This is a genomic window from Streptomyces sp. NPDC059524, assembly GCF_042749255.1.
GTDB lineage: Bacteria > Actinomycetota > Actinomycetes > Streptomycetales > Streptomycetaceae > Streptomyces > Streptomyces xanthii.
Genome location: NZ_JBHYTK010000023.1, coordinates 26,033 through 49,036, shown reverse-complemented (window position 1 = coordinate 49,036; position 23,004 = coordinate 26,033). Strand labels below are relative to the sequence as shown.

23 protein-coding genes are annotated in these 23,004 nt (G+C 73.5%); 12 read left to right on the top strand and 11 right to left on the bottom strand.

Annotated features, from left to right (window positions below):
- Positions 1–82: 82 nt before the first annotated feature.
- Positions 83–979, top strand: a complete 897-nt coding sequence (locus tag ACFW9D_RS09785) for a hypothetical protein (RefSeq protein WP_384619790.1) — start codon at positions 83–85, stop codon at positions 977–979.
- A 9-nt stretch (positions 980–988) separates the two neighbouring features.
- On the opposite strand, the gene ACFW9D_RS09780 is transcribed toward ACFW9D_RS09785, so the two are convergent.
- The 3 genes from ACFW9D_RS09780 to ACFW9D_RS09770 form a co-directional block, all read right to left on the bottom strand.
- A complete protein-coding gene (locus ACFW9D_RS09780) occupies positions 989–1,792 on the bottom strand; it encodes an enoyl-CoA hydratase/isomerase family protein (protein WP_188341398.1) in 804 nt (267 codons plus the stop codon).
- Positions 1,793–1,960: 168 nt separating this feature from the next.
- The gene (locus ACFW9D_RS09775; protein ID WP_384619786.1) at positions 1,961–4,183 is read right to left on the bottom strand and encodes an acetate--CoA ligase family protein; all 2,223 of its coding nucleotides are present in this window, start codon (positions 4,181–4,183) and stop codon (positions 1,961–1,963) included.
- A gap of 142 nt (positions 4,184–4,325) precedes the next feature.
- On the bottom strand, positions 4,326–4,784 hold the full coding sequence (locus ACFW9D_RS09770; protein ID WP_384619784.1) for a MarR family winged helix-turn-helix transcriptional regulator: 459 nt from the start codon (positions 4,782–4,784) through the stop codon (positions 4,326–4,328).
- Between the two features lie 145 nt (positions 4,785–4,929).
- Between ACFW9D_RS09770 and ACFW9D_RS09765 the strand changes: the two genes are divergently transcribed.
- The gene (locus ACFW9D_RS09765) at positions 4,930–6,024 is read left to right on the top strand and encodes an epoxide hydrolase family protein (protein ID WP_384619836.1); all 1,095 of its coding nucleotides are present in this window, start codon (positions 4,930–4,932) and stop codon (positions 6,022–6,024) included.
- A gap of 12 nt (positions 6,025–6,036) precedes the next feature.
- Here ACFW9D_RS09765 and ACFW9D_RS09760 read toward each other — a convergent pair whose 3' ends face one another.
- Entirely contained in the window at positions 6,037–7,227 is a 1,191-nt protein-coding gene (locus ACFW9D_RS09760; protein WP_384619782.1) for a flavin-containing monooxygenase, read from the bottom strand.
- A 268-nt stretch (positions 7,228–7,495) separates the two neighbouring features.
- Between ACFW9D_RS09760 and ACFW9D_RS09755 the strand changes: the two genes are divergently transcribed.
- From ACFW9D_RS09755 to ACFW9D_RS09745, 3 genes are all read left to right on the top strand, one after another.
- Complete coding sequence (locus ACFW9D_RS09755) at positions 7,496–7,948, top strand: DoxX family protein (protein WP_188337536.1); 453 nt, start codon at positions 7,496–7,498, stop codon at positions 7,946–7,948.
- Complete coding sequence (locus ACFW9D_RS09750; protein ID WP_384619779.1) at positions 7,945–8,364, top strand: Zn-ribbon domain-containing OB-fold protein; 420 nt, start codon at positions 7,945–7,947, stop codon at positions 8,362–8,364. The genes ACFW9D_RS09755 and ACFW9D_RS09750 overlap by 4 nt, the downstream gene beginning before the upstream one ends.
- Before the next feature lie 148 nt (positions 8,365–8,512).
- Positions 8,513–9,445 carry a GNAT family N-acetyltransferase gene (locus ACFW9D_RS09745; protein ID WP_384619777.1) on the top strand — a complete coding sequence of 311 codons (933 nt, stop codon included), beginning with the start codon at positions 8,513–8,515 and terminating at the stop codon, positions 9,443–9,445.
- Here ACFW9D_RS09745 and ACFW9D_RS09740 read toward each other — a convergent pair.
- Positions 9,423–10,088 (bottom strand): pyridoxal 5'-phosphate synthase, encoded by a 666-nt coding sequence (locus ACFW9D_RS09740; protein WP_384619774.1) that lies wholly within the window; start codon positions 10,086–10,088, stop codon positions 9,423–9,425. The genes ACFW9D_RS09745 and ACFW9D_RS09740 overlap by 23 nt on opposite strands.
- A 12-nt stretch (positions 10,089–10,100) precedes the next feature.
- Here ACFW9D_RS09740 and ACFW9D_RS09735 point away from each other — a divergent pair, with 12 nt between their 5' ends.
- Positions 10,101–10,529 carry a hypothetical protein gene (locus tag ACFW9D_RS09735; RefSeq protein WP_384619771.1) on the top strand — a complete coding sequence of 143 codons (429 nt, stop codon included), beginning with the start codon at positions 10,101–10,103 and terminating at the stop codon, positions 10,527–10,529.
- Between the two features lie 54 nt (positions 10,530–10,583).
- On the opposite strand, the gene ACFW9D_RS09730 is transcribed toward ACFW9D_RS09735, so the two are convergent.
- Entirely contained in the window at positions 10,584–11,162 is a 579-nt protein-coding gene (locus ACFW9D_RS09730) for a Uma2 family endonuclease (protein ID WP_384619769.1), read from the bottom strand.
- A gap of 127 nt (positions 11,163–11,289) precedes the next feature.
- Positions 11,290–12,492: an acetyl-CoA acetyltransferase gene (locus tag ACFW9D_RS09725; RefSeq protein WP_384619766.1), complete on the bottom strand. Its 1,203-nt coding sequence runs from the start codon at positions 12,490–12,492 to the stop codon at positions 11,290–11,292.
- 103 nt (positions 12,493–12,595) lie between these two features.
- Between ACFW9D_RS09725 and ACFW9D_RS09720 the strand changes: the two genes are divergently transcribed.
- Both ACFW9D_RS09720 and ACFW9D_RS09715 read left to right on the top strand, forming a co-directional pair.
- Positions 12,596–13,786: an acyl-CoA dehydrogenase family protein gene (locus tag ACFW9D_RS09720; protein ID WP_384619764.1), complete on the top strand. Its 1,191-nt coding sequence runs from the start codon at positions 12,596–12,598 to the stop codon at positions 13,784–13,786.
- Positions 13,786–14,268, top strand: a complete 483-nt coding sequence (locus ACFW9D_RS09715; protein ID WP_384619761.1) for a nitroreductase family deazaflavin-dependent oxidoreductase — start codon at positions 13,786–13,788, stop codon at positions 14,266–14,268. The genes ACFW9D_RS09720 and ACFW9D_RS09715 overlap by 1 nt, the downstream gene beginning before the upstream one ends.
- 88 nt (positions 14,269–14,356) lie before the next feature.
- On the opposite strand, the gene ACFW9D_RS09710 is transcribed toward ACFW9D_RS09715, so the two are convergent.
- Positions 14,357–15,004, bottom strand: a complete 648-nt coding sequence (locus tag ACFW9D_RS09710) for a TetR family transcriptional regulator (RefSeq protein ID WP_188337529.1) — start codon at positions 15,002–15,004, stop codon at positions 14,357–14,359.
- Between the two features lie 162 nt (positions 15,005–15,166).
- Here ACFW9D_RS09710 and ACFW9D_RS09705 point away from each other — a divergent pair, with 162 nt between their 5' ends.
- From ACFW9D_RS09705 to ACFW9D_RS09695, 3 genes are all read left to right on the top strand, one after another.
- Complete coding sequence (locus ACFW9D_RS09705; RefSeq protein ID WP_384619758.1) at positions 15,167–15,919, top strand: VOC family protein; 753 nt, start codon at positions 15,167–15,169, stop codon at positions 15,917–15,919.
- A 162-nt stretch (positions 15,920–16,081) separates the two neighbouring features.
- Positions 16,082–18,460, top strand: coding sequence for a PQQ-binding-like beta-propeller repeat protein (locus ACFW9D_RS09700; protein ID WP_384619755.1), 2,379 nt, complete (start codon positions 16,082–16,084; stop codon positions 18,458–18,460).
- A gap of 41 nt (positions 18,461–18,501) precedes the next feature.
- On the top strand, positions 18,502–19,071 hold the full coding sequence (locus ACFW9D_RS09695) for a hypothetical protein (RefSeq protein ID WP_384619833.1): 570 nt from the start codon (positions 18,502–18,504) through the stop codon (positions 19,069–19,071).
- A gap of 40 nt (positions 19,072–19,111) precedes the next feature.
- Here the strand turns inward: ACFW9D_RS09695 and ACFW9D_RS09690 are convergent, their stop codons facing one another.
- From ACFW9D_RS09690 to ACFW9D_RS09680, 3 genes are read right to left on the bottom strand one after another with little or no spacing between them, the layout of a single operon-like run.
- Positions 19,112–19,888: an enoyl-CoA hydratase/isomerase family protein gene (locus ACFW9D_RS09690; RefSeq protein ID WP_384619832.1), complete on the bottom strand. Its 777-nt coding sequence runs from the start codon at positions 19,886–19,888 to the stop codon at positions 19,112–19,114.
- A 23-nt stretch (positions 19,889–19,911) separates the two neighbouring features.
- Positions 19,912–20,355, bottom strand: coding sequence for a Zn-ribbon domain-containing OB-fold protein (locus ACFW9D_RS09685; RefSeq protein WP_188337526.1), 444 nt, complete (start codon positions 20,353–20,355; stop codon positions 19,912–19,914).
- A 56-nt stretch (positions 20,356–20,411) separates the two neighbouring features.
- On the bottom strand, positions 20,412–21,563 hold the full coding sequence (locus tag ACFW9D_RS09680; RefSeq protein WP_384619754.1) for a lipid-transfer protein: 1,152 nt from the start codon (positions 21,561–21,563) through the stop codon (positions 20,412–20,414).
- A 128-nt stretch (positions 21,564–21,691) separates the two neighbouring features.
- Here ACFW9D_RS09680 and ACFW9D_RS09675 point away from each other — a divergent pair.
- Positions 21,692–23,004: AMP-binding protein (locus tag ACFW9D_RS09675; protein WP_384619751.1), on the top strand; the 1,313-nt coding region annotated here is incomplete at its 3' end.

Below are 23,004 nucleotides of genomic sequence, written 5' to 3'. Positions count from 1 at the left end.
ATGCTTTTCATTGAAGCTGACGGTGCGTCAGATGGGAAGGGGTGTGACGGGCCCGCGGAACGGCTCGCGTAGGTTCCCGGCCATGGGGTGGGAGAAGAAGGAACCGGGGGCAACCGGCGACGTGGAGCTGATGGCGGCCGCGTGCACGCTGCAGCTCCCGGTCGCGGGCGCGCTGGCGATGGTCGCGGCCTTCGACGACAACGACTACGGCCAGGGCTTCAACAGCATCGGCCTGGCCTGCGTGATGATCTTCGCGCCGATCGTGCTGCCGTTCCTCGGCTGGCTGCAGTGCGCCGTGCAGGCACTCCCCGCGCTGGCCCTCGGCAAGGTGCTCGCCGCCCGGGTCCCGGGCGCGGCATGGCGCGGCCGCGCCCTCGCCGCGCTCCTGGTCGCTGCCGTCTGGGCCGTACTGCCCACCGCCCTCGGCATCTCCTCGTACCCGACGAACCTGCTGGTCTGCGCGGCCTTCTGCGCCTTCCCCGGCTACGTTGCGACCCGCCCGTGGCGATGGGTGCGGCGCCGGCTGCGGATGTGGTCCGCGGGTCTGTTCGGCGGCGGTCTGCTCGCCCTGCTCACCCTCCTCGCCGGAGCCGTCGCCCAGGGCGTCGGACTCCTGCCGGTGTACGAGCCGCCGGTGCTCACGCGCGGCGAGCTGGTCGCCGAATGGCGCGACGCGGACGACGGCGCCGCGCTGCGCCTGGACGCCGACGGCCGGGCCCGGCTGACCCGGCTCCCGGCCGAGGACCTGTTCGGCTCGGCCGGGCCCGACGACCCCCGCTTCTCCCGCTGCACCGGAACGGGCACCTGGTCCCGGCGGGCCGGGGACACCTCGGGGGACGCCGGTGTCGAGATCGACGTGCCCGCCTGCACCGACACCACGCTGCACTGGACGATCGGCGGCACCCGCGAGGACCCCGAGCTCTACGTCCTGTTCGGCGATCCGGATGCGGGCGACCTGCACATCCTCACGCGGAGCTAGGGTCCTCCTTCACCGGCCCTCGTACGTCGCCGAGCGGCGCTCCACGAAGCTGGCGACGCCCTCCTGCGCGTCCCGCGTCCCCATGTTGAGCTCCTGTGCGACCGCCTCCGCCGCGAAGGCCGCCGCCCGGTCGGTGTCCAGGGACGCGTTCACCAACTGCTTGGTGAGGGCCAGCGCGCGGGTCGGGCCGGTCGCGAGCCGCTCCGCCCAGGCGCGGGCCGTCTTCGCCAGCTCCTCGTCGGGCACGATCCGGTTGACCAGGCCGAGCCGCTCCGCCTCCGCGGCCGGCAGCGCGTCGCCGAAGAACATCAGCTCCTTGGCGCGCTGCGGGCCGATCAGCCGGGGCAGCAGATAGGCGCCGCCCCCGTCCGGCACCAGTCCGCGCCGCACGAACACCTCGATGAACCGCGCCGATTCGGCGGCCAGTACCAGGTCGCAGGCGAGCGCGAGATGCGCGCCGATGCCGGCGGCCGTGCCGTTCACCGCCGCGATCACCGGCTTCTCGCAGTCCAGGACCGCCGCGATGAGCCGCTGCGCGCCCCGCTGGATGGTCCGCGCGATGTCCCCGGTGACCCGCTCCCGGGTCTCGGCCGGGCCGCCGCGCAGGTCGGCGCCCGCGCAGAAGCCCTTGCCGGTGGCGGTGAGGACGACGGCGCGCACGTCCGGGTCGGCGGAGGCGTCGGCGAGCAGCGCGATGACGCGCTCGCGCTGGTCCCAGGTGACGGCGTTCATCGCCTCGGGCCGGTTGAGCGTGATCCAGCAGACCCCGTCCTCGAAGCGGTGCAGGACGGTCTCGGCCACGGCCTCGGTCATGGTGCGACTCTCCGTTCGTCGGTCTCTTCTCTCCAGCCCGTCCGGCGTTTGAGGACGAGGCCGAAGGCCGAAAGGGGGGTCTGGGGGCGCAGCCCCCAGGGACGGGACGGGAAGGGGCGGCGGGGGCGATTCACCCCAAGGGACGCACCCCCCCGGCCGCCCCACCCCTCACCGGCACACGGCAAGCGCGTCCAGTGCCACCGCCCCCTGGCCGCGCGGCAGCACCATCAGTGGGTTGATGTCCAGCTCGGCCAGGTCGTCGTGGAGTTCCAGTGCCATCCGCTGGACCCGCAGGATCACCTCGACCAGCGCGTCGACATCGGCCGGCGGAGCCCCCCGCACCCCGTCGAGCAGCGCCCGCCCCCGCAACTCCCCGAGCAGGGCCCGCGCCTGGTCCTCCCCGAACGGCGGCACCCGTACCGCCGTGTCCTGGAGCACCTCGACGAGGACCCCGCCGAGCCCCACCGTCACGGTCGGCCCGAAGAGTTCGTCGTGCGTGACGCCGACGACCATCTCGACGCCGCGCTCCACCATCTGGCACACGAGGACCCCGTCCAGCTCGATCCCCTCGTAGCGGGCGATGTCGGTCAGCTCGCGGTACGCGTCCCGCACCTGGCTCGCCGACGTCAACCCGACCTTCACCAGGCCGAGTTCGGACTTGTGGGCGAGCTGCGGCGCCGACGCCTTCATGACGACCGGGTAGCCGACGAGCGAGGCCGCCCGCACGGCCGCCGCCGCGCTGGTCACCAGCTGCTCGCGCGGCACCCGGATCCCGTAGGCGCGCAGGAGCTGCTTGGCCGCGTGCTCGCTGAGCTGCTTGCCGGGCCGCATCAGCGCCTGGGCCTTGCGGAAGGACGGGGACGGGGTGCGCGGCGCGTCCTCGAACGGCGAGCGGTAGGCGGCGGTGAAGCGGTGGTGCTCCAGGTGGGCGCGGACGGCGGTGACGCAGTTGGCGAACGTGCGGAAGGTCGCGACCCGCGACGAGCCGAGCAGTGTCTCGCGGTACGCGTCCTCGGTGCCGACCGGCGATCCCCAGATGACGCACACGAGCTTGTCGGTCTGCTCGGCCGCGTCCACGAGGTCCTGGGCCAGCTTGTCGCTCATCGGCGGGAACGGGCCGGTGATCGGGCAGATCAGCACGCCGACGGACGGGTCGGCGAGGATCGCGTCGATGATCTTCCGGCCGCGCCAGTCGCCGACGGGGTGCCCGCCGTTGTCGACGGGGTTGGAGACGTTCAGGTACTCCGGTATCCACTGGTGCAGTTCGGCCTGCTTGGCCTCGGACAGCACGGGCAGGTTCAGCCCGCCCGCCGTCGCGAGGTCGGAGAAGTGGGCGCCGGTGCCGCCGGAGATCGAGTACACGACGACCCCGTCGGCCTGCGGGGGCCTGGCCCGCGCCAGCAGGGCGGCGGTGTCCTGGAGTTCGTCGAGGCCGTCGACGCGGATCACGCCGAACTGCCGCATGGCCGCGTCCACGACGGTGTCGGCGCCGGTCAGCTTGCCGGTGTGGGAGGCGGCGGTGCGGGCGCCGGTCTCGGTGCGGCCCACCTTCACGGCGACCACCGGCACCTTGGCCCGCGCGGCCCGGTCGGCGGCGAGCAGGAAGGACCGCCCGTCCTTGAGCCCCTCCACGTAGCAGGCGATGGCGCCGACCTCGGGGCGCTGGGAGAAGTACGAGATGAAGTCGGAGGTCTCCAGGTCGGCCTCGTTGCCCGTCGGCGCCCAGTGCGAGAGCCGGATGCCGAGCTCCTGGAGGGTGAAGACGGGGCGGCCCTGGTGTCCCGACTGGGTGATCAGCGCGATGGCCGGTCCGTCGAGGTCGTCGCGGAACTTCTCGAAGGCGTTGAGGTTGGTGTTCGGGCCGAGCAGCCGGAGCCCGGAGCGGGCCACGGCCTCGGCGAGCCGCTCCTGCGCGGCGGCGCCCTCCTCGCCCGTCTCCGCGAACCCGGAGGCGAAGGCGACGGCGAACTTCACCTTCGTGTCCGCGAGTTGCTCGATGACGGGCAGCGGGTCCCCGACGAGGAGGACCGCGAGGTCGACCTGCTCGGGCAGCTCGGCGACGCTCGGCGAGCAGGCGAGGCCGAAGACCGTCTCGCGGGTCGGGTGCACGGGGTGGAGGCGGGCGCCGACCCGCTCGGCCCAGGCCATGAGCTGCCGGGTGATCCCGGTGTTGGGCCGTCCCTCGGCGTCCGAGGCGCCGACGACCGCGATGGACTCGGGCCGGAAGAAGCGGTCCAGGTCGGGTACGTCGGCGCTCAGCGGGCGTCCGCTGACGTCGGCGTCGTCGGTGCCGGCCCTGCCGTGGACGGCGGGGCCGGGCTGTTCCCCGCAGGCGATCACGCGGGCCCGGCGGGAGTCGGTGGTCAGGGTGCCGTATGTCGATCCAAGCATCGTCCGCCCGCTCCTGTGAGGTTGGCCGGTGGCACATGGCCGCTGCAAAAACCAATAGCTGACGCTTAGTCAGATTACTCAACTGACACTGTGTCAGGAACAGTGCTGCAGGCAAAGGCTGAGGCGGATGTGCGGCGCCTGCTCAGGGATGCGCCGGGCGATGGTGCTCCAGGACGGCCGTGAGCAGGCGGACGAGGTCGTCCCGCTGGTCCGAGTCGAGCGGCGCGAGCAGCTCGCTCTGGGCGTCGGTGATGAGCGCGTCGAGCCGCTCCAGGCGGAGCCGCCCCGCCTCGGCGAGCGTGATGACGTTGCGCCGGCGGTCGGCGGGGTCGGGCTCGCGGCTCACGCAGTCGGTGTCCGACAGCTCGTTGAGGACGGCGACCATGTCGCTGCGGTAGATGCCGGTGCGGCGGCTGAGCTCGGACTGGCTCGCGGGGCCGCCCTCGGAGAGCGCGACGAGTACGGCGAAGTGCCACTTGTGCGCGCCCTCGGCGGCCAGGCGCTCGCCGACCAGCCGGTCCGCGACGGCCGAGGCTCCGGCGAGGAGGCGGCTGGGGATGGCGCGCAGCCGGCCAGGGGTGTGCTCGGGGGTCGGGCTCATGGGGCCTCCGCTTCCGCCGCCCTCTCGGGTCCCGGCTCTCGCTCCTCGGCTCTTGCGTTAGTGACACTAACAGTCTAACTTCATTAGTGGCACGAACGTTAGAGCCACTAATGAACCTTTACGGGAGTGATGGCGAGTGAAGACCGTGATCAAGCCGTTCCGCGTCGATGTCCCGCAGGCCGCCCTCGACGACCTGGCCGACCGCCTCTCCCGCACCCGCTGGCCCGACGAGCTCGCGGACGCCGGATGGGACTACGGCTTCCCGCTCGCCCGGCTGAAGGAGCTCGCCGAGCACTGGCGCACCCGCTACGACTGGCGCGCACACGAGGCGCGGCTCAACGAACTGCCGCACTTCGTCACCGAGATCGACGGCCAGGACATCCACTTCGTCCACGTACGGTCCGCGAACCCGGACGCGCTCGCGCTGATCCTCACGCACGGCTGGCCCGGCTCGTTCCTGGAGTTCCTCGACGTCGTCGGGCCGCTGTCCCGGGACTTCCACCTCGTCGTCCCGTCGATCCCGGGCTACGGCTTCTCCGGGCCGACCCACGAGCGCGGCTGGGACGCCGAGCGGATCGCGCGGGCCTGGGCCGAGCTGATGGACCGGCTCGGGTACGACCGCTACGGCGCCCAGGGCGGCGACTTCGGCGCCGGGATATCCCTGGCGGTCGGCGGGGTCGCCCCCGACCGGGTCGTCGGCGTGCACGTCAACTACCTGCCGACCCGGCCCGACCCGGAGGCAGGTCTCGTCCTGTCCGCGCGTGACGAGGCCCGCCTCGACAAGGTCCGGCAGCTGATGGCGAACCGCCCGCCCTACCAGGCGCTCCAGGCCCTCACCCCGCAGACGATCGGCTACGCGCTGACCGACTCGCCCGTCGGCCAACTGGTCTGGATCGCGGAGCGGTTCGCCGCCTGGACCGACCCCGCGACGCCGGTCGACGACGAGCGGATCCTCACCGACGTGTCGCTGTACTGGCTGACCGCGACGGCGGCCTCCTCGGCGCGGCTGCACCACGACGCGGCGCGCGGCACCAAGCTGCCGTGCCCCGTGCCGGTCGGCGTCGCCGTGTTCGCGCACGACATCACGCAGTCGGTGCGGCCGCTGGCCGAGCGGCTGTACGACGTCGTGCACTGGTCGGAGTTCGAGCACGGCGGGCACTTCGCGGCGATGGAGGTGCCGGAGCCGTTCGCGCGGGACGTCCGCGAGTTCTTCCTCGCCCGGGAGCCCGCCCGCGCGTGACGGCCCGCCCGGTCAGCGCCGGCGGCCGCCGTACGCGGGATCGGCGGCCACCCGGCGGGCGATGCGCTCGGCGTCCCGCGCGATCTCGCGCAGCATCCCGCTGATGGGGTTCGTGTAGCCCTGGAAGTACAGGCCCGGGGCGTCCGGGAGGGTGCGGGGGCCCTGCGTGCGGGGGCGGCCCGTCGCCGGGTCGAGGACGCCGAGGTGGCCGAGCAGCGGTTCGAGCCCCTGCCGGTAGCCCGTCGCCGCGATCACCGCGTCGGGGGTGAGGTGGGACCCGTCCGCGAGGACCACCGCGTCGCCGTCGAAGGACGCGACGGCGGCGACCGGCTCGACCTTCCCCGCGCGCACGGCGTCGATCAGGCCCACGTCCTGTACCGGGATCGCGCCCTCGCGCACCCGGGAGTACAGGCCGGTGTCCGGGCGCGGCAGGCCCTTGTCGCTCAGGTCCGGGACGCTGAGTTTCGCCAGTGGGGCGGCGAGCCGGTCGACGAGGCCGACCGGGAGGCGGCGGCACAGGATGCCGGTGCGCTGGGCGGGCCAGCCGAGCGTCGAGCGGCGCACGAGGTGCGGGGCGGTGCGCACGGCGAGCCGGACGCGGGCGGCGCCGCCCTCCACGAGGTCGACGGCGATCTCGGCGCCGGTGTTCCCGACACCGACGACGAGCACGTCCTGGCCGGCGTACGGGCCCGGGGCGCGGTACTCGGCGGCGTGCAGGAGCTTGCCGCCGTACGTGGCGGTGCCGGGCCAGTCGGGCAGGCGCGGGGTGTGGTTGTGGCCGGTGGCCACGATCACGGCTGCGGAGCGCAGTTCGCGGCCGCCGGTGGCGCGCAGCACCCAGCCGGAGCCGTCCTCGCCGCGGTCGACGCGGGTGACCTCGACGCCGGTGACGACCTCCAGGTCGTGGTGCTCGGCGTACTTCTCCAGGTAGCGCAGCACGTCGTCGCGGGCGACCCAGCGGCCGAAGCGGCGCGGGATCGGCAGTCCGGGCAGGCCGGACAGGCGGCGCGTGGTGTGCAGGCGGAGGCGGTCGTAGTGGGTGCGCCAGGAGGCGCCGACCCGGTCGGACTTCTCCAGCACCACGGCCCGGACGCCGAGCGCCGTCAGGCTCGCGGCCGCGGCGAGTCCGCCGGGGCCGCCGCCGATGACGTACACGGGCGGCCGCTCGTGGCTGCGGGCCGGAGGGGGAGTGGGGGCGGTCATGCGATCGGAGCGTAATCGCGCCTTCACTTGATGGGTCTCGGTCAAGAGGGGAATCGGTTGCGAATCGATCACGGTCCGTGGGTGAAGGGCGTGGAGGAGTGGGGGAGGGGGCGCGGGAACGGGTGGTGAGGCGCGGGGAAGGTGCGGGGAAGGGGGCGGAACGCGGGCTTCGGCGCGTACGGACTCTTGCGGGCCAGCCTCGCCATGCGCTGAACTGACGGTCCGTCAGGAAATGTGGAGTGGCGGAGCGGTCGACGCGGGGAGCGACATGGACGCGATAGGGCTCAGCGGGGCCGAATGGCTCGCGGTGCTGCGCATCGGCCTCGGCCTGTGGTGGCTGGAGAGCTGGCGGCACAAGGACAAGAAGGGCTGGTTCGAGCGGGGGACCGGGATCGCCTGGGCCGCCGACGTCGCCGGCAAGCACAAGTGGAACGCCGTGCGCAGCGGCTTCGACGTCGTCGTCAAGCCCCGGCCCAAGGTGATGGCGTACATCGTCGTGTACGCCGAACTCGCCCTCGGGCTCGGCCTGGTCGTCGGATTCCTGACGCCGGTCGCGCTGGTGGGCGGTCTGCTGCTCAACCTCCTGTACCTCGTCCTCATGATCCACGACTGGGCCGAGCAGGGGCAGAACGCGATGATGGGCCTGATCTCGCTCGTCGCGCTGTTCGCCATGTCCTGGCAGACCTGGTCCCTCGACCACGCGATCGGACTCTTCTCATGACGGCTCCTGCCGCACCCCGCTTCGACCTGCCCGAACCCGACGCCTTCACGCGGCCCTTCTGGGACGCGGCCGCCGAGGGGCGCCTCCTCGTACGGCACTGCGCCGCCTGCGACCGGGCCCACCACTACCCGCGCGAGTTCTGCCCGTACTGCTGGAGCGAGGACGGGAGCTGGCGGGAGGCGAGCGGCCGCGCCACGCTCTACACGTGGTCCGTCGTGCACCGCAACGACCTGCCGCCGTTCGCCTCGCGCACGCCGTACGTCGCCGCCGTCGTCGACCTCGCGGAGGGGCCCCGGATGATGACCGAGGTCGTCGAGTGCGCGGAGGCGGACCTGCGGGCGGGGATGGAGCTGGAGGCCGCGTTCCGGGACACGGGGGCGGGGTTCACGGTGCCGGTGTTCCGGCCCGGGGCGTGAGGGCGCTCGGCTCGGGTCGTGAGGGTGCCCGGGGGTGTGAGGGTGTTCCGCTCGGGACGTGAGGGTGCCCGGGGCGTGAGGGGGTGCGGGACCGGCGCCGGAGCGTAAACCCGTGGCCGGGGTTCGCGGATGCCCGCCATGATGACGCATGGCCTCAGCATCGTCCGAGTCGTCCTTCCCCCACCCCTGGTCCGGCTGGTGGCTGACCCGGGACCCTGCGGAATTCGCGGAGCGCGGGGGGGACTTCCTGCGCGCCGACCCCGCCCTGCACACCGTCGCCCTCAGCGTGATCGCGGCGCAACTGGCGCAGGACGCGCCGAGTCCCGGAGCGTCCTTCGGTGTCTGGCCGGACGCCGAAGGGGACTGCGCCGGCTACTTCTTCTGGACGCCGCCGCAGCTGCCGTACGCCGTGCTGCCCGGTCCCGAGGCGGCGCACGCCCTCGTCACCCTGCTCGGGGACGCGCTCCCGGACCAGCCGATGACGGGGGTGAACGGGACGGAGGAGACGGCCGCCGTAGTCGCCGAGGCGTGGCGCGCGCGGCACCCCGAGGGGCGGGCCGAACGCATCATGGCGCAGCGGCTGTTCCGGCTCGCGGACCTGACCCCGCCCGACCCGCCGCCCCCGGGCCGGGCCCGGCCGGCCGGGAAGGAGGACCGGGAACTGGTCGTGCGCTGGTTCCTGGAGTTCGCCGACGACGCGCATCTCGGCGCCCGGACGACCCGGGAACAGGCCGCGGAATGGGTCGACAACCGGCTCTCCTACCAGGGTGTGCTCCTGTGGGAGGCCGAGGACGGCACCCCGCTGTCGATGGCCGGCGTCACCCGCCCCGCCGCCGGCAGCGTGCGCGTCGCCCCGGTCTACACGCCGCGCGAGCTGCGCGGACGCGGGTACGCGGGGGCGGTGACGGCGGAGATCAGCCGGGCGGCACGGGACGCGGGCACCCCCGAGATCCTCCTCTTCACCGACCTGGCCAACCCCACCAGCAACGCGCTCTACCAACGCCTCGGCTACCGCCCCGTACGGGACTTCGCGGTCTGGGAGTTCAGGACGGGGGAGGTCACGGCCACAGCAGCTCCTTGACCCAGCGGCCGCCTTCCCGCCGGTATCGCAGCCGTACGTGCCGCCGCCGGGCGTCCCCCTGGAAGAACTCCACCTCGTCCGGCAGGAGTTCGTAGACGGTCCACGACTCGGCGACGGCACCGGGCTCCCGCCGAGCCCGCTCCCAGGCGGCGTCGGAGGCGACCTCCAACTCCCCCTGATCGGCCAGCACTTCACTCTGGTGCCCGACGAGGGCGGAGGCGAGGGCGCCGGTGGACCGGGCGTGCAGATCGGCCTGCGCGGCCTCGGCGGACCCGGTCCGCACGCTCCCGCGCACCCGCACCTGCCGCCCCTGCACCGGCCAGTAGAACCCGAGCGCGGCATACGGCGTCCCGGCCAGCTGCCGCCCCTTCGCACTCCCCGCGTGCGAGGCGAAGTGCCACCCGCGCTCATCGACCCCGTGCAGCATGACGACCCGCACGTCGGCGTGCCCGTCGGCGTCGGTGGTCGCGAGCGAGGGCGTGTGCGGCTCGACCTGCCCGGCCGCGACGGCCGCACCGAACCACTCGGCGAAGAGAGCGACGGGTTCCCCGGGCGCGGCACCGGTGTCGAACCCGGACAACTCGGTGTCCCAGACCCGGAGGGAGCGCAGGAGGGCGTCGACGGAAGGGGCTTCGTTATCCATGGGGCAATTGTGGTGCCTGCGGCTGCCTGGCTGGCGTTGGAGCCGGGCGTCGCCCTGGCTCAGCCCGCGCCGGTGGCCCCCACCGTCAAGTACAGACACCTCACCGCCCGCGCATGGGCGCTGATCGCCAAGGACCCCGACGCGCACACCTGGGAGCACTACATCGTCTACGGCGTCGTGACCCAGTCCGACGCCGCGACCGGAGCCGAGATGATCCTCGCCGACGTCGACGGCGTGCGGCACACCGACACCTACGAGTACCCGACCAACACCGTGATCGAAGGGCGCGCGCCCGACTTCGCGAAGGTCGTGGAGGGCGACACCTTCAAGGCGAAGGTGGAGGTCAAGGGTTCCCTGACCTACGAGACCCAGGCGGGCGGCGAGACCACGGCGCCCGAGCTGCACGCCGACTCCGTCAAGGTCCTGGTGCCGGCGCCGTAGGCCACCGCTCGCGCTCACCCGGCGTGCGCCGTCAGCACACCGTGCGCGGCTGGTTCAACGGACCCAGTCCTTGAGGGCGCTGGTGTCGAAGGTGATGCCGACCGGGTCGGGCAGCGTGATCGTGCGGCCGAAGGGGCGGCGGGTGAGCTGGGCGTAGGAGTCGCCGTCGGGCTCGGTGTGGACGAGGGTCTCGCCGGAGTCCCGGTCGATGAGCAGGTAGACCGGGATGCCCGTCTGGGCGTAGGCGCGCGGCTTCTCCTCACGGTCTCGCTTGTCGGTGTCGCTGTCGTACGACGTGACCTCGACGAGCATGACGACCTGGTCGGGGTCCGCCCACACACCCTGCCCGGCGAAGCTGCCTTCGGGGGCGAGGGCGCCGTCGGGTTTGGCGTTGCCCTTGCGGTACCGCTCGACGTGCAGGCCGCGCTCGGGGTAGAGCCACAGGTCCGGGCGCTGCTGCAGGCAGATCTTCATCAGCCAGCGGATGATCTCGTCGTGGTCGCCGTCCGGCACCGCTTTGACTCCCAGCCTGCCGTGGATGAACTCCATCCGGACGCCTTCGCGCTCGGCGGCGGCAGCGATGCGCTCGAACTCCTCGGCCAGCATCTGCGGCCGGTCTTCAGTCACGGTCACCACACACCTCCCGGCATCAGTCTAGGCAGGTACGGGCGATCACGGTGGGTGATCGACGCGGGTGAGAATCAGCCCGGCCTCAGCCCAGCACCCAGCATCACCATCCGCGCCGAGCGGTACCAGCCCCTCAGCCCCGCCCCAGAATCACCGTCCCCGAGGAGCAGAACCAGCCCCCCGTGCCCGACGCCACCGCCAGTTCCGGGAGGGAGCCGTCCGGGCGGTGGATCTGGTGGGGGCCCGCCTCGCCTCGTAGCTGGCGGACCGCCTCCACCATCAGGAACAGGCCCCGCATGCCGGGGTGCTGGGCGGAGAGGCCGCCTCCGTCGGTGTTCGTGGGGAGTTCGCCGTCGTGGCGGAGGCGGCCCTTCTCGACGAAGGCGCCGCCCTCGCCCTTGGCGCAGAAGCCGAGGTCCTCCAGGGTCACCAGGGTCATGTACGTGAAGGCGTCGTAGATCTCGGCGATGTCGATGTCGTCGGGGGTGACGCCGGCGCGTTCGAAGGCGAGGCGGCCGCTGACGGCGGCGGGGGAGACCGTGAAGTCGTCCCACTCGGACATCGTGGTGTGCGAGACGTGTTCGCCGGTGCCGAGGATCCAGGCGGGCCGCTTCGCGCAGTCGGGGAGGAGGTCGTCGGCGACCAGGAGGATCGCCGCGCCGCCGTCGGAGCGGATGCAGCAGTGCAGCTTGGTGAAGGGGTCCGCGATCATCGGGCCGGAGAGGACGTCGTCGACCGTGATCGGGTCGCGGAACATGGCGTCGGGGTTGCGGGACGCGTTCTGCCGGGCCTGGACGGCCACCTGGGCGAGCTGGTCGAGCGTCGTGCCGTACTCGTGCATGTGGCGGCGGGCGGCCATCGCGTACTTGGCGATGAGCGAGTGTCCGTACGGGACCTCGAACTGGAGGGGGCCGCGGGCGCCGAAGGAGAGGTTCGAGGTGCGGCGCTTCGCCTTGATGTCGGCCCGGGCCGTGGAGCCGTAGACGAGGAGGACCGCGCGGGCGTGCCCGGCGGCTATCGCGTCGGCGGCGTGCGCGGCCATGACCTCCCAGGTGGAGCCGCCCACGGAGGTGGAGTCGACCCAGCGGGGTCTGAGTCCGAGGTACTCGGCGACCTCGACGGGTGCGAGCGTGCCGAGTCCGGCGCTCGCGAAGCCGTCGACGACGTCGGGGGTGAGCCCCGCGTCGGCCAGCGCCCGGCGGGCGGCCTGCGCGTGCAGGGCGTACGGGGTGGCGTCGTCCACGCGTCCGCAGTCGGACAGGGCGACTCCGGCGACGGCCACCTTGCGCCCGGCCGCGCCGCTGCCACCGTTCCTGTCGATCGTCCCAGTCAGCATGAATCTGACGGTACATCAGATTCTGTGATCCGCCCCCTCCCCGGGTCTGGGCATGAGCGCTCCGCCGCCCTAATATGACGGCCCGTCAGAAAGGGAGCCCCGCATGGACGCCAGGTTCACCGAGGAACAGCAGCAGATCCGCCGCACGCTGCGCGAACTCATCACCGAACGCTGCACCCCGGACGACGTCAAGACCGCCGGCCGCACCCCGTCCGGGCACGACCTCGCCCTGTGGAGCGCGCTCGGCAAGGAACTGGGCCTGCCCGGCCTCGCCCTGCCCGAGTCCCGCCGCGGGGTCGGCGCGAGCGTCACCGAGCTCGCCCTCGCGGAGGAGGAGCTGGGCCGCGCCCTCGCACCGACCCCGCTGCTCGCGACCAGCGGCCTCGTCGCCCCCCTCGTCACCGCACTCGGCACCGAGGACCAGCGCGCCGACATCCTGCCCCGCATCGCCGACGGCGCCCTCACCGCCGCGCTCGCCGTCCCCGGCACGGGCCTCGCCACCGCCCTCGGCCTCGTCGCCGACAACGCGGGCGACTGGTCCGGCGGCGGCCGGGCCGGCGGCGTCCAGGTCACCCGCGCCGACACCGGCTGGCGCCTGTACGGGCAGGCCGAGCAGGTCCTCGACGGGCACAGCGCCGACCTGCTGCTCGTCGCCGCGCACACCGGCGGCTTCGCCCGCTCCCGCACCCTCCTCTTCCTCGTCCGCGCGGGCGCCGACGGACTCGTCCGCACCCGGCAGACCGCCCTCGACGAGTCCCGCCCCCAGGCCCGCGTCGAACTGCGCGACGTGGAGGCCGAGTTGCTGGGCGCGGAGGACGCCGACGTGACCGCCGCGCTCACCGCCACCGGCGACACGGCCGCCACCCTCCTCGCCGCCGAGGCCGTCGGCGCCGCCGACCGCGCCCTGGAACGGACCGTCGCCTACGTCAAGGAGCGCGAGCAGTTCGGCCGACCCGTCGGCTCCTTCCAGGCCGTCAAGCACCGCCTCGCCGACGTCTACGTCCAGGTCCAGGCGGCCCGCTCGGCCGCCTACTACGCCGCCTGGGCGGCCGGCACCGGCACCGAACGGGCCGGCGGCCTCGCCCTCGCGCAGGCCCTCGAAGCGCTGCGCACCTCCGCCGCCGAGGCCGTCCAGCTGCACGGCGGCATCGGCTTCACCTGGGAGCACGAGGCGCACCTCTACGTGAAGCGCGCCACCGGCGACGAGCTGCTCTTCGGGCCCGTCCACCTGCTGCGGGCCCGCGCCGCCCAGGCCGCCGCCCTGTTCGAGGCGGGCGCGGAGGTGGCCGTCTGATGGCTTCCTCCGCCACCGCGACCCGGATCGTCCAGAAGGTGTCCTCGACCCGCACCTTCGCCCGGATCGCCCCGCACGTCATCCCCGTCATGGACCGCGCCGTGCACCGCCTGACCCGCGGCAAGGTGCTGCTCAGCGCGCGGATGCTGCCCGGCGTCATCCTCACCGCCCGCGGCGCGAGGAGCGGGCTGCTCCGGCGCACCCCGCTCGCCTGCATGCCGGAGGAGGAACGGGACGGCTGGCTGCTCATCGGGTCGAACTTCGGGCGCCCCGGCCACCCCAACTGGACCGCGAACCTGCTCGCCCACCCGGACGTGGAGATCAACTGGCGCGGCAAGGACGTCCCCGTCACCGCGCGGCTGCTCGCCGGGGAGGAACGCGCCGAGGCCTGGCAGGCCGCCCTGCGCTTCTGGCCGCCGTACGCCGCGTACCAGGCGCGGATCGACCGGGAGATCAGGCTCTTCCGCCTCGAACGCAGATGAACCGGGCGCCCCTGCGCCAAGGCAACGGCGGCGGCCCACGCGCCGAGCACGTGAACCGCCGCCGTACGACAGGAAAAGGCGCGGAAGGTTACCTCGTCGGCTTCTTGCCGGTCACGCCGAGATAGACCAACAGGGCGAGGTTCGGCTTCAGTTCGGCCTGCTTGACGCCCCAGGTCTGGAAGCCCTTCTGGTGCGAGGCGACCGCCGCGAGCATCGCGACCAGCGAACCGGCCACCGCCGCCGGGCTGACGTCCTTGTCGACCTTGCCCTTGTCCTGGAGCTCCTTGACCGCGTCCGCGAGGGAGTTGTTCACCGAGTTCAGGATCTTCATGCGGATCTTGTAGAAGCGCTTGTCGCCCTCGGCCGCGCCGAGGTCGACGACGCGCAGGATCGCGTCGTTGCGGCGCCAGAACTCCAGGAAACCGTCCACGAGTTCCTGGGCGGTCGCCCAGCCGGCCTTGCCGACCCAGGAGCGGTCGGCGACCAGCTCGGTCAACCCCGCGCCCTCGGTGGCCATTTGCTCGGCGATCTCCAGGACGGCGCCCTCGACGTCCGGGAAGTACTGGTAGAAGGTCGCGGGCGAGGTGCCCGCCTTGCGCGCGACATCAATGACTTTGACGTCCCGGTAGGGCGAGGAGCTGAGCATCTCGCCGAGGCACTCGAGGAGCTTCTGACGTGTCGCCTGACCACGCCGTCCGGCCACACGGCCGTCGACGGTCCGTACTTGTCCTGTCATGCCGTCAGCTTACCGAGGGGTGATCGGAGCGCGATCTGGCCGACTGCAAATGGGGTTGGGGAGCATCGCCCCCGGTCAAATGACGCGCCGGAAGCGAGCGGAATTGGCCATACGTTCGAATATGGGGGCCGGTCCCGGAACGCCCGTGGTTAGCGTGACGCCATGCACCCCGACTTCCCCGAAGGCACCCCCTGCTGGGCCGACGTGGCCCTGCCCGACATCGAGGCGGGCAAGCGGTTCTACGGCGACCTCTTCGGGTGGACCTTCGACGAGGGCGCGGGCGCCGACCACGACTACTACACCGCCGCCTACAGCCAGGACCGCAGCGCCGCCGCCCTGTGCCCCGCCGGACCCGGCACCCCCACCGGCTGGCGGGTGCACCTCGCCGTACGGGACGCCTACGCCGCCGCCGACCGGGTGACGGCGGCCGGCGGACGCATCGCCGCGGGCCCCCTGCCCGGCGGCACCCAGGCCACCGTCGCCCTCGCCCACGGACCCGAGGGCGCCGCCTTCGGGCTCTGGCAGGCCGGCACCCACCGCGGCTTCGAGCACACCGCCGGCCCCGGCACCTTCCACCACGCCGAACTGCACACCCCCGACCCCGCCCGCAGCGCCCTCTTCCACGAGCGGGTCTTCGGCCGGGCCCTCAGCCCCGCACCCGTGCGGCGGGCGGCCCCGGCCCGGCTGCTGCCCCACTTCGCCTGCGCCGACACGTCCGCCACCTGCGCCGAGGCCGTCCGGCTCGGCGGCCGCGTCCGCACCGGCCCGCACGACTCCCCGTACGGGCCGCTCGCCGTGCTCCGCGACGACCAGGGCGCGGTCTTCGCCGTCTGCGAACCGGTGCCCGGAACAGGGGACGGGCCCGGGCCCGAGCCGGTGTGGGAGTCGCCACAGCAGGACCCGGAACGCGCCTGAAACGTCCCGCATCCTCCCGTGACACCCCGATGTGCCCCCGGGTTCGCAACCGGCGCCCCGGACAGGAAGAATCGGGGTGCGTGCCGCCGTAGCGCTTCGGTGGTGAGACGCTGGCGGGGGCCGGTGAGTGCGCAGGCCCCGTACGGGGAGGTGGGCAGGCAAGTGGTGGATCAGCTGACGCAGCACGATCCGAGGCGGATCGGTCCGTTCGAGGTCCTGGGACGGCTCGGCGCGGGCGGCATGGGCCTGGTCTATCTGGCCCGCTCGGCCTCGGGCCGGCGCGTGGCGATCAAGACGGTGCGCACGGAGCTCGCCGAGGACCAGCTGTTCCGGGTGCGCTTCACGCGCGAGGTCGAGGCGGCCCGGGCGGTGTCCGGCTTCTACACGGCCGCCGTCGTCGACGCCGACCCGCGCGCCGCCGTCCCGTGGCTCGCCACCGCCTACGTCCCGGCGCCCTCCCTCGAGGAAATAGTGAACGAGTGCGGGCCGCTCCCGGCCCAGGCGGTGCGCTGGCTCGCCGCCGGCGTCGCCGAGGCGCTGCAGTCCATCCACGGCGCGGGCCTCGTCCACCGCGACCTCAAGCCGTCGAACGTGCTGGTCGTCGAGGACGGCCCGCGCGTGATCGACTTCGGTATCGCCTCCGGCGTCTCCAACACCCGGCTCACGATGACCAACGTGGCCGTCGGCACCCCCGCCTACATGTCGCCCGAGCAGGCGAAGGACTCGCGCAGCGTCACCGGCGCCTCCGACGTCTTCTCCCTCGGCTCCACCCTCGTCTTCGCGGCGACCGGCCACGCCCCCTTCCACGGCGCCAACCCGGTCGAGACCGTGTTCATGCTGCTGCGCGAGGGCCCCGACCTGGAGGGGCTGCCCGACGAGCTCCGCCCGCTCATCGAGTCCTGTATGCAGATGGACGCCACGCGGCGTCCCTCGCCCGCCGACCTCCAGGCCCAGCTCGCCCCGCACCTCTTCGGCTCCGGCAGCGACGACTCCGGCACCGCCTCCGCCTGGCTGCCGGAGCGCTCCGTCGCGCTCATCGAGACCCGCCGCGGCGGCCGCCCCGTCATCAAGCGCCCCACCGGCCGCACCCCCGGCCACGGCTCCGGCATGCCCGCGATGCCCCCGCAGCCGCCGGCCCCGCCGTCCACCGACGGCTGGCGGCCCAACCCGTCCGCGTCGCCGGTCGCCGCCGGATCCGCGGGCCGCACCGCCGACGGGCCCGTGCACCTGGCCGGCGCGCAGGTGCCGATCGGGCCCGGCCCCCGGGTCGCGGACGCCCGCGCCGCCGCCGTGAAGGCGCCGCCCGCCGAGCACGGCCTCGCCGCGTCCTGGTCGCGCGGCTCCCGCCCCGCCGGCCCGGCCGTCAACGGCACCGACTCCGCCGTGCCCGCCCCGGCCGCCCCCGAGGCACCGCCCGGCTGGCGCCCCTGGCGCTTCCGCATGTCGAACGACGTGTGGGGCACCCCCAAGGTCTCCGGCGACCTCGTCTACGTCACCTCCTTCGAGGTCCACGCCCTGGACGTGGCCACCGGACGGCGCCGCTTCAAGACCCGCGACGTCGCCTGGGCCATGGCCGTCGCCGACGGCCGCATCCACGCCTCCGACGGCCCCACCCTGTGGGCGCTCGACGCCCGCGAGGGCGCCGAACTGTGGCGCCGCCAGACCGACGCCTGGGTCTACGCCCTCGCAGCCGACCGCGGCACCGTCGTCACCGCCACCCGCGGCGGCGGCGTCCAGGCCCGCGAGGCCGCCAACGGCGACCTGCTGTGGGAGACCTCCGGCTGCCAGACCGACTTCGAGGCCCCCGAGGCCGGGCCGGTCGTCCACGACGGCACCGTCTATGTGTGGCAGGACGCACGGCTGCGCGCCCTGGAGGCCCGCACCGGCGAGGAGCGCTGGTCGTACCCGATCGGCGACGCGGCCTCCTGCGGCGGCGTCCCCGTCCGCGTCACCCCCGCCGACGACGGCTACGTGTACGTGTCGGCCGGCACCCGCGTCATCGCCGTCGAGGTCGGCTCCGGTCACGTCCGCTGGCACTTCGAGGCGCCCGCCGTCTTCCTGTGCCCGCCCGCCTACGTGGCCGGACCCGCCGTCACCGGCGGCGGCGTCTACCTCGTCGACCACCTCGGCACCGTCTACGCCCTCGACGCGACCGACGGCCGCGACCGCTGGCGCATCGCCACCGAGCCGCGCCCCGGCTCCGTCGACCCGGTGCTCGTCTCGCACGGTCACGTCCACGTCGGCTCCGGCCAGGGCCTCTACACGCTGGACGCGGTCACCGGCACCCCGAAGTGGCGCTTCCAGGCGGGCGGCGAGATCGTCGGCTCCCCGGTCGTCGCCGACGGCCGCATCCACTTCGGCTCCACCGACCACCTGCTGTACACGCTCAAGGCCGACGACGGCCGGCTGCGCTGGAAGCTCGCCACCGGCGGCGAGATCACCGGCACGCCCGTCGTCACCGACGGCGTCGTCTACGCGTGCAGCAAGGACCGCTGCGTGTACGCGCTGGACGCGGAGAAGGGCACGGGCACCAGCCGCTGACCCGTGTGACCGCCGGGCCCGGTAGTAGGGTGCCCGGCGTGATGAAACGGGGAGTCAAACTCACGGCGCTCGCCGTCCTGGTGGTCATGGTCCTGACAGGGTTCACGTCGGGCCGGGGACGGGGCGGCAGCCACAAGTCCAGCGGCGGGAGCGGCGGCGGCTGCAGCAGCTCCAGCCAGAACCACGACAGCTCGTCGTCGTCCCGGTACGACGACGATGACGACGACTACTACGGCGGAGGCTCGTCGGGCTCGTCCGGTTCGTCGTCCGGCGGCTACACGCGCCGCCCCGACTACGACTCCACGCCGACCGCCACCTCCACGGGCGGCACGTCCCGGCTGCGCGACGGCACGGCGACGCTGATCCGGTGCGCCGACGCGAAGACGCCGTACGCGCTCGTCCGCGTCAGCAATCCGAACGGCAGGACCGCCGACTTCCGCGCGCGCGTCGCGTTCGAGGACGCGAGCGGGATCCAGATCACCTCGCAATTCGGGGACGTCGAGGTCCCCGCGCGGGGGACCGCGACCGTGAAGGTGAAGCTCGGCGGCGAAGGGCTCGCCGCCGAGGTCGCCCACTGCGAGCTCGACCCCGAGGCCGACGTCCTGAGCTAGGTCGTGTCAGTTTGAAGACACGCTCCTGCTTGGGCCCGTCTCAGCGCACCCGGAATCCGCCGCCCGCCGGCCGGGACGCGAACAGCTCGGCCTGCCGGCCGGGCGGCAGGTTGCCGAGGGCGATCAGGTGCGGGGCCTGCGCGAAGGCGTGGGCGCGCGCCGCCTCGGTCGCCGCCCACACCGCCCGCACCGTCCCCTGCACCGCCTCCGTCGGCTGCCGGGCGATCACCTCCGCGCAGCGGATCGCGGCCGCCACCGCGCCGCCCGCCTCGGTCACCTCGCTGACCAGTCCGTTCTCGTACGCCCTGCGGGCCGAGAGCCGCTCCGCCGAGCCCATGAGGGCGAGCCGGGCCGCCTCCCCGGGTGGCATCCGCTGCGCCAGGTGCATCGCCTCGTACGCGCTGACCATGCCGTACGTGGTGTGCGGGTCGAAGAACGTCGCGTGCTCGTCGGCGATCACGAAGTCCGCCTCGCCGAGCAGGTAGAACGCGCCGCCGCAGGCCATCCCGCCGACCGCCGCGATCACCGGTTTCCACAGGTCGTTCGCCTTCGGCCCGATCGTGAGCAGCGGGTCGTCCATCGCGTACGGGGAGGAGGGCTGCGGCACGTCGACGTCGCGGTCGATGCCGGTGCAGAAGGCCTTGTCGCCGGCGCCGGTCAGGACGACGGCGCGGACGCCGTCGTCGAAGCGGAGGCCGCGCCAGGCCGCCCGGAGTGCGCCGGCGAGCGCGGTGTCGATGGCGTTGTGGCGGTGCGGGCGGTCGAGGGTGACGACCGCGACGCCGGTCTCCTTGTCGGTCTCGACGCGCAGCGGCACGGAGGGCGTGGGCGGGGGCGCGGTCACGGGCGCTCCAGGGTCCAGCGGGGCACGACCACGCCTTCCACCTCGGCGAACACGGCCTGCACCTTGGCGCCGATGCGGATCTTCGCCGGGTCGACCGAGTCGAGGGGGGCGTCGGCGCGGGTGACCAGGTTGCCGACCAGGCGGATGCGGGGAGCGTCCGCGAGCTCGACGACGATCGCGTTGTAGGGAGCCTGGGCCGCGTAGGCGGGGAGCAGCGGGGGGTGCGGGACGACGTACGACCAGATGCGGCCCCGGCCGCTCATCCTGCGCCACTCGGAGTCGAAGGACTGGCAGTGGGGGCAGCAGGGGCGGGGCGGGAAGCGGAGTTCGCCGCAGTCCGGGTTCGCGCAGGCCTGGATGCGGAGTTCGCCCTGGGCGGCGTACTCCCAGAAGGGGGCGCCGTCGTCGTCGGTGACGGGGGTGAGGAGAGCGTCTGCCATGGGTCCGTCCTTTGTCGGGTGCGGCGTGCGTCGTGGCCGGTCGCGGGGGCTCCCCGTCACGGGGCGCGGAGCAGCAGGGCCGAGGTCGGGACGCCCTCGCCCGCGGTGACCAGGCAGGAGGCGGCGTTCGGGACCTGGGCGGTGCTCGTGCCGCGGAGCTGTTTGACGCCCTCGTTGATGAGGTTGAAGCCGTGGACGTAGGCCTCCGAGAGGCCGCCGCCGCCCGTGTTGATGGGGAGCCGGCCGCCGATCTCCAGGGCGCCGCCCTCGGTGAACGCGGCGCCCTCGCCGCGCCCGCAGAACCCGTACCCCTCAAGGGACAGCGGGATCAGCGGGGTGAACGCGTCGTAGATCTGGGCGACGTCCACGTCCTCCGGGGTGAGGTCGGCGTTCTTCCAGAGGTGGCGGGCCGCGGTCCAGGCGGGGCCCGTGAGCGGGTCGTCGTTCCAGTAGTTGACCATGCCGTGGTGCTGGGCGGGCAGGCCCTGCGCGGCGGAGTGGACGTACACGGGCTTCTGCCGGCAGTCGCGGGCCCGTTCGGCGGAGACGATGACGCAGGCGAGCGCGCCGTCGGTCTCCAGGCAGTTGTCGAAGAGGCAGAGCGGCTCGCTGATCCAGCGGGAGTCCATGTACATCTCCCTGGTCATCGGGCGCTCGTACATGATCGCGTCCGGGTTCTGGTTGGCCCGGTTGCGGCAGGCGAGGGCCACGTTGAACAGGTGGTCGCGGGTGGCCCCGTACTCGTGCATGTAGCGGCGCGCGAGCATGCCGATCTCGTCGGCCGGGCGCAGCAGCCCGAAGGGGCGGGTCCACTGGGCCGGGGTCGGCAGCTGCACCGTGGTGTTCTTCCACGGGCGCGGCCCCGAGCCGCGTTTGCGCGAGCGCCAGGCGACACCGACGCTCGCCTGTCCCGTCGCGACCGCGGCGGCCAGGTGCGCGACGGTCGCGCACGAACCGCCGCCGCCGTAGCCGACCTTGGAGAAGAAGGTGACGTCGCCGGCGCCGATGGCCTTGGCCACCTCCACCTCGTCCGTCTCCTCCATCGTGTAAGAGGCGAACCCGTCGACCTCCGACGGCGCGATGCCCGCGTCGTCGAGCGCGGCCAGGATCGCCCGGCACGCCAACGTCCTCTCGGACTCCGGGAGTTGTTTCGCGAAGGCCGTCTGGCCTATGCCGACGATGGCTGTCGCGTCCTTCAGTCCCGCCATGGGCACCCCCACCTGGAACGGCCCGGTCCACCGTGATCCGGTGGCTCCGTCTGCTGACAGCGCGTCAGGCTACAGCTAATCTGACGGATAGTCAGCTACGGCGGGATGGCGTGATGGGAGGTCGTTCGATGCGTACGGACCGTACGGAGGGCGAGTGGGGCGCGATCCCCGGACTCGTGTGGGACGCGGCCGCACGGTACGCCGCGCACGAGGCCGTCGTCGAGGGGCGCACCCGGATCACTTTCGCCGAGCTCGGCGAACGGGTCGAACGGGCCGCCGCCGCCTGCCTCGCCGCGGGCGTGGAACCCGGCGACCGCGTCGCGATCTGGGCGCCGAACACCCTCGACTGGATCGTCTCCGCCCTCGGCGCCGTCACCTCCGGCGCCGTCCTCGTCCCCCTCAACACCCGCTTCAAGGGCGCCGAGGCCGCCGACGTCCTGGCCCGCTGCCGCGCCCGCCTCCTCTTCGTCACCGGCACCTTCCTCGGCACCTCCTACGTCGCCTCGCTGCGCCGCGCCCAGGGGAACGGGGCCGCGCTGCCCGACCTGGAGCGGGTCGTCGTCCTCGGCGACACCGCGCCGGACGCGCCCGGCTTCGGCACCTGGAAGGAGTTCCTGGCCGGGGGAGACGCCGTGACCGCGGAGCGGGTGCGCGAACGCGCCGCCGCGATCCCCGCCTCCGCCCCCTCCGACATCATCTTCACCTCGGGCACCACCGGCCGCCCCAAGGGCGCCGTCATCACCCACGCCCAGACCCTGCGCGGCTACGCGATCTGGTCCGACCTCGCCGGCCTGCGCGAAGGCGACCGCTACCTCATCGTCAACCCGTTCTTCCACACCTTCGGCTACAAGGCCGGCATCATCGCCTGCCTCATGCGCGGCGCCACGATGGTCCCCCAGCCCGTCTTCAACGTGGACACGGCCCTCGCCAACATCGCCGCCGAACGCATCTCCGTCCTGCCCGGACCCCCCACCCTCCACCAGTCCCTCCTCGACCACCCGGCCCGCGACACCCACGACCTGTCCGCCCTGCGCCTGGTCGTGACCGGCGCCGCCGTCGTCCCGCTCCAGCTCGTCGAGCGGCTGCGCGGCGAACTCGGCGTCGGCACCGTCCTCACGGCGTACGGCCTCTCGGAGGCCAGCGGCATCGTCTCCATGTGCCGGCGCGGGGACCCCGCCGAGCTCATCGCCGCGACGTCCGGGCGGGCGATACCCGGCACCGAGGTCCGGGTGGACGCACCCGTGCCCGGCGAACCCGGAGAGGTCCTCGTCCGCGGCTTCAACGTCATGCGGGGCTACTTCGAGGACCCCGCCGCCACCGCCGAGGCCATCACCGAGGACGGCTGGCTGCGCACCGGCGAGCGGGGGGGGGGGGCGGCCCCCGCCCGCGCCCGCCCCCCCCGCGCACCCACACAGCCCGTGAGAGGCAGAGCGGCCGACTC